Source organism: uncultured Pluralibacter sp. (genome assembly GCF_913775985.1).
Lineage (GTDB): Bacteria > Pseudomonadota > Gammaproteobacteria > Enterobacterales > Enterobacteriaceae > Pluralibacter.
In genome coordinates, this window is the sequence record NZ_CAJYMB010000141.1 from 1 (window position 1) to 4,819 (window position 4,819).

7 protein-coding genes are annotated in these 4,819 nt (G+C 55.7%); 4 read left to right on the forward strand and 3 right to left on the reverse strand.

What is annotated here, in order from left to right:
* The 4 genes from lapB to yciH form a co-directional block, all read left to right on the forward strand.
* Positions 1-751, forward strand: a 751-nt coding sequence (gene lapB, locus QZ766_RS17145) for a lipopolysaccharide assembly protein LapB (RefSeq protein WP_297204098.1), incomplete at its 5' end; no start/stop codon positions are given.
* Positions 752-911: 160 nt separating this feature from the next.
* Positions 912-1,700 (forward strand): DUF1460 domain-containing protein, encoded by a 789-nt coding sequence (locus QZ766_RS17150; RefSeq protein ID WP_297204100.1) that lies wholly within the window; start codon positions 912-914, stop codon positions 1,698-1,700.
* A 97-nt stretch (positions 1,701-1,797) separates the two neighbouring features.
* Complete coding sequence (pyrF, locus tag QZ766_RS17155) at positions 1,798-2,514, forward strand: orotidine-5'-phosphate decarboxylase (RefSeq protein WP_297204101.1); 717 nt, start codon at positions 1,798-1,800, stop codon at positions 2,512-2,514.
* Between the two features lie 9 nt (positions 2,515-2,523).
* Entirely contained in the window at positions 2,524-2,850 is a 327-nt protein-coding gene (gene yciH / locus QZ766_RS17160) for a stress response translation initiation inhibitor YciH (protein ID WP_297204102.1), read from the forward strand.
* A gap of 60 nt (positions 2,851-2,910) precedes the next feature.
* Here yciH and osmB read toward each other — a convergent pair whose 3' ends face one another.
* The 3 genes from osmB to QZ766_RS17175 all read right to left on the reverse strand — a co-directional run bounded on the left by osmB (position 2,911) and on the right by QZ766_RS17175 (position 4,360).
* The gene (gene osmB, locus QZ766_RS17165) at positions 2,911-3,129 is read right to left on the reverse strand and encodes an osmotically-inducible lipoprotein OsmB (RefSeq protein ID WP_297204103.1); all 219 of its coding nucleotides are present in this window, start codon (positions 3,127-3,129) and stop codon (positions 2,911-2,913) included.
* Between the two features lie 279 nt (positions 3,130-3,408).
* A complete protein-coding gene (locus QZ766_RS17170) occupies positions 3,409-4,158 on the reverse strand; it encodes a DNA-binding transcriptional regulator YciT (RefSeq protein WP_297204104.1) in 750 nt (249 codons plus the stop codon).
* Positions 4,159-4,177: 19 nt separating this feature from the next.
* Positions 4,178-4,360: a hypothetical protein gene (locus tag QZ766_RS17175; protein WP_297204105.1), complete on the reverse strand. Its 183-nt coding sequence runs from the start codon at positions 4,358-4,360 to the stop codon at positions 4,178-4,180.
* Positions 4,361-4,819 lie beyond the last annotated feature (459 nt).

Consider the following 4,819-nt stretch of genomic DNA (forward strand, 5'->3'; position numbering starts at 1 on the left):
CATCGGCGCCATGCAGCAGCTGCTGCAGATCTATCAATCTACCAGCGAGTGGCAGAAAGCTATCGACGTTGCCGAGCGTCTGGTCAAGCTTGGTAAAGAGAATCATCGTCTGGAAATCGCGCACTTCTGGTGCGAGCTGGCGCTGCAGCAAATGGGCAGCGGCGAAATGGACAAAGCGCTGGCGCTGTTGAAGAAGGGCGCTTCGGCTGACAGCAGCAGCGCGCGAGTTTCCATCATGATGGGCCGCGTATGGATGAATAAAGGCGATTATGCCAAAGCCGTTGAAAGCCTGCAGCGGGTTATCGATCAGGACCGCGATCTGGTCAGCGAAACCCTTGAAATGCTGCAAACCTGCTATCAGCAGCTCGGTAAAGATGCCGAGTGGGAGCATTTTTTACGCCGCGCCGTGGAAGAGAACACCGGCGCTACGGCAGAGCTGATGCTGGCGCAGCTGCTTGAGCAGAGCCAGGGCGTTGAAGTCGCGCAAACCTACATTACCCGCCAGCTGCAGCAGCACCCAACCATGCGGGTATTCCACAAGCTGATGGATTATCACCTGAGCGAAGCCGAAGAAGGGCGCGCGAAAGAGAGCCTGATGGTGCTTCGCGACATGGTGGGTGAACAGGTGCGCAGCAAGCCGCGCTATCGCTGCACCAAGTGCGGATTTACGGCCTACACGCTTTACTGGCATTGTCCGTCCTGCCGGGCCTGGTCAACGGTGAAGCCTATTCGCGGCCTTGATGGACAGTAATCTTTAAAAAAAGTCGCTAATTAGTTACAACATACTGTTATGGTTTTTTCTAATCGCAAACTTAACCCTCGTGCACGCCTCAGTCTGCAGGGCCGCTTTTAGTTTCATTCCGAAACATTTCCGCTGCAAAAATACAGTACAATCCCGTGCGGAGGTCGGGATGAGATCATACATATGCATTACTGTTCTGCTACTGGGCCTGGGTGCAAACCTGGCCAGCGGGGCAGAGATAGTGATAGATAGCGCCAGCGCCGCTCGCGTCGACAATATCATTGCTGAAAAAGTTGTTCCTTACGCCGGCGAACCCCACGGCGAAACTCTCGCTCGCGTATCGGCCGCGTTTCTCGGCACCCGCTACCAGGCCGGCACGCTCGCGGGCGGTCCGGCAACGCCTGAAGCGCTGGTAGTGAATTTCAACGGCGTCGACTGTTTTACTTTCGCGGACTATATCGAGGCGCTGAGCCGCAGCCGGGACCGCCAGAGCTTTATCAACAACCTTGCTCACATCCGCTATGTAAACGGCCGTGTGGACTATCTTAGCCGCCGACACTTCTTCTCCGACTGGTTTGCTACCGCACCCCGCAACGCACTGGACATTACTCCCACGCTTGGCGCCCGGTACCTCACGGTGCAAAAGCAGCTAAACATTAAGCCGGGTGGCGGCGTCTTTATCCCGGGTCTCCCGGTTCGCCCGCGCAGCATAAACTACATTCCCGGCAGGGCTGTGGATGCCGGGGTGCTCGAAAAACTCAAAGAAGGCGACTACGTCGGTATCTACTCTCCGCTCCCGGGGCTTGACGTCACCCATGTAGGCATAGTGGTGCGTCGCGGAGGGCAGGTCTGGTTCCGCGATGCCTCATCGACTATTTCGGAACGTAAGGTCATTGATTCGCCGTTCCTGGCTTATGTGCGATCCAAGCCGGGAATTGTGGTGCTGCGGGCGGAGTAAGCGGCTGAGGTAAACCTGTTCATTTCAGCACATCGCAGGTAGAATGCCGCCGTTTGCCATTTTTTCGCCGGTCTGGCCCCAACTAGAAGGTCTGAACATGACGTCCGAATCCCGAAATGTGACTTCCTCTCCCGTCGTCGTTGCGCTTGATTATCACGATCGCGACAGCGCGCTGGCTTTCGTTGACCGCATTGACCCGCGCGACTGCCGGCTGAAGGTGGGCAAAGAGATGTTCACCCTGTTTGGCCCGCAGTTTGTTCAGATGCTGCAGCAGCGCGGATTTGAAATTTTCCTCGACTTAAAATTCCACGATATCCCCAACACCACTGCCCGCGCGGTAGCGGCAGCGGCCGATCTTGGCGTGTGGATGGTCAATGTCCACGCCAGCGGGGGCGCGCGGATGATGACTGCAGCGCGCGAGGCGCTGCTGCCGTTCGGCAGCGATGCCCCTTTGCTGATCGCGGTGACGGTGCTGACCAGCATGGAAAGCGGCGATTTGCAGGATTTAGGCATCGTACTTTCTCCGGCTGATTACGCGCTGAAGCTCGCGGCGCTGACCCAGCGCTGCGGTCTGGACGGCGTGGTCTGTTCTGCGCAGGAAGCGGTTCGAATGAAGCAGGAGCGCGGGCAGGTTTTTAAGCTGGTCACCCCTGGCATTCGCCCGGCGGGCAGCGACGCAGGCGATCAGCGTCGCATCATGACGCCGCAGGACGCGCAGGCGGCGGGCGTTGATTATATGGTGATTGGTCGTCCGGTCACGCAGGCCGCCGACCCGGCGCAGGCGCTGCGCGATATTAATACCTCTCTGGCATAAGGAATGATGATGAGCGACTCCAACAGCCGGCTGGTGTATTCCACCGAAAGCGGGCGCATTGACGAACCCAAAGCGGCACCCGAGCGGCCTAAAGGCGACGGCGTGGTGCGCATTCAGCGCCAGACCAGCGGGCGCAAAGGGAAGGGCGTCTGCCTGATTAGCGGAATTGACGCTGATGATGCTGAACTTGCCAAAATCGCGGCAGAACTGAAAAAGAAGTGCGGCTGCGGCGGTGCGGTGAAAGATGGCATTATTGAGATTCAGGGTGACAAGCGGGATCTGATTAAGTCACTGCTTGAAGCAAAAGGCATGAAGGTGAAGCTGGCGGGCGGTTAAAACAGTAAGGGCCGCAGCAAGCTGCGGCCCTCGTTTAATACGGTTTTACTGTGAAAAATATTATTTACCGACCTGATGGCCAATGATCCCGCCGACGGCCGCGCCGCCCAGCGTTCCCAGCGTGCTGCCATCCGTTAAGATAGCCCCGCCAGCCGCACCCGCACCGGCCCCGAGAGCCGTATTGCGATCGCGCTTAGACCAGTGCCCACAGGCGCTCAGAGACATGGCTAAAGCTACAGCTAACACCGAAGCGGTCATTTTTTTACTTATTTTCATCATGGACTTCTCTCCTGAATACACTATTTCGGGACAGCACACTTAGTTTAGCTCAAGGCCTTATGCCATGTGTGTTTACCGAGGGAACTACGCAGGTATTGTTCAAATCACGTTGGTGATAATTACGTCCTGTCATATCGCTGTTAAGAAGTGTAAGACAACCCACACCGAGTGGGAGGTTAAAAACTCTTAATTAGCGGCTCAGAAGATTCTGGATATGTCTAAATGTACCTGATTGATTCAGAATGATAGCGGGCAGCCCCCGCAGTGCGGAGGCTATTCTCAGGGGCGGGGGACGATATTAACGCTGACGCCGGCTTGCTCAAGCTGGCTGCGGTTGTCTTCACTCAGCGCATCATCAGTAATAACCCGGCTGAATTTTTGTGATGGCGTCAGCGGGTAGGGATGCACGACGCCAAACTTGGTGCTGTCGCTCAACACTATCGCTTCGCAGGATTTTTCCAGCACCGCATTTACCACATCAGCGCGCATCATATCCCGGCTGGTAAAGCCCGTTGCCGGACGCCAGCCGTCGATACCGATAAATGCTTTGCTGAAGTGAACCTGCTGTATGAACTGGCGGGTCAGCGGCCCAACCATGCTCTCACTCTTTTTCTGATAAATCCCACCCAGTAAAATCACTTCGGCGGGCATCTCCTTGAGCAGGTGAGCAATGTAGCTGCTGACGGTGATGATAGTAACGTCCGGCTGCGCCGCCAGCACGCGGGCGAGCAGGGCGTTGCTGCTGCCGTTCTCAATGAACACGGTTTCGCCCGGGCTAACCAGCGTTGCGGCGAAAGCCGCCAGCTCGTTTTTGATCGCGAAATTGTTCATCATGCGCGTTTCAACATCTTCACTGTCGATAGGCACCGCAAACCCGTGGGTTCGGCGCAAAAAACTCTGTTTTTCCAGTAGATTAAGATCCTGACGGATCGTGACTTCGGACACGCCCGTCATGCGGGCGAGATCGACAACGCTCATGCGGCCTTTGTCGATCACCATTTGTAGAATTGACTGTTGTCGGGTATTCATATCAGCTTCGCGGCAAGGCCTATATTTCCCAGGGTGATTTAGGCTGCGCAGATTTATTATCCTGCGGGTCTGAAACGTTGGCCAGCAGTTCGGCCTTCAGAATTTCAAGATTTTTGATTGCCGACGGAGCATCTCCGCCGACCAGAATATCCAGTACCGTATCAATACGCTGGGCAAGCTGACGAGCGTCAAGGTTAGACATAGGTTATCCCGGAAGAAAAGTATTAAGAATCAATGATGCTAAAAATGTCAGCAAAAGAGAAGCGGAAATTACTTTCAGCCGTGCGGTAACACCCTAAAAGGATAAACGGGGGCAGATTATTCGCTGTTGCAGGATGAGAAGCATGCAGGAAGGAACCGGCGCGGAAGGATCCGCGCCGGTTTAGATCAGGCCTGGAAAGGTCGGGCGATAATACTGCGGGTCTCCATGCGCACTTCTGCGATGGTGACATCAATAATGTCGCTGACTTTATATACCGTTTCACCCTTAATCTGCACGGTGCCGTTTTCCTGGCTGCAGACCATTTCGTCACGCACGGCGTGAATAAACGGTGCCGGAATAAAGGCCACAGCGCCGTTGTCCACCAGGCGCACGCGCATGCCGCCGCGGCTTACGTCAACGATCTCGGCGCAGATCGGAAGAGCACACGTCTGAACTCCA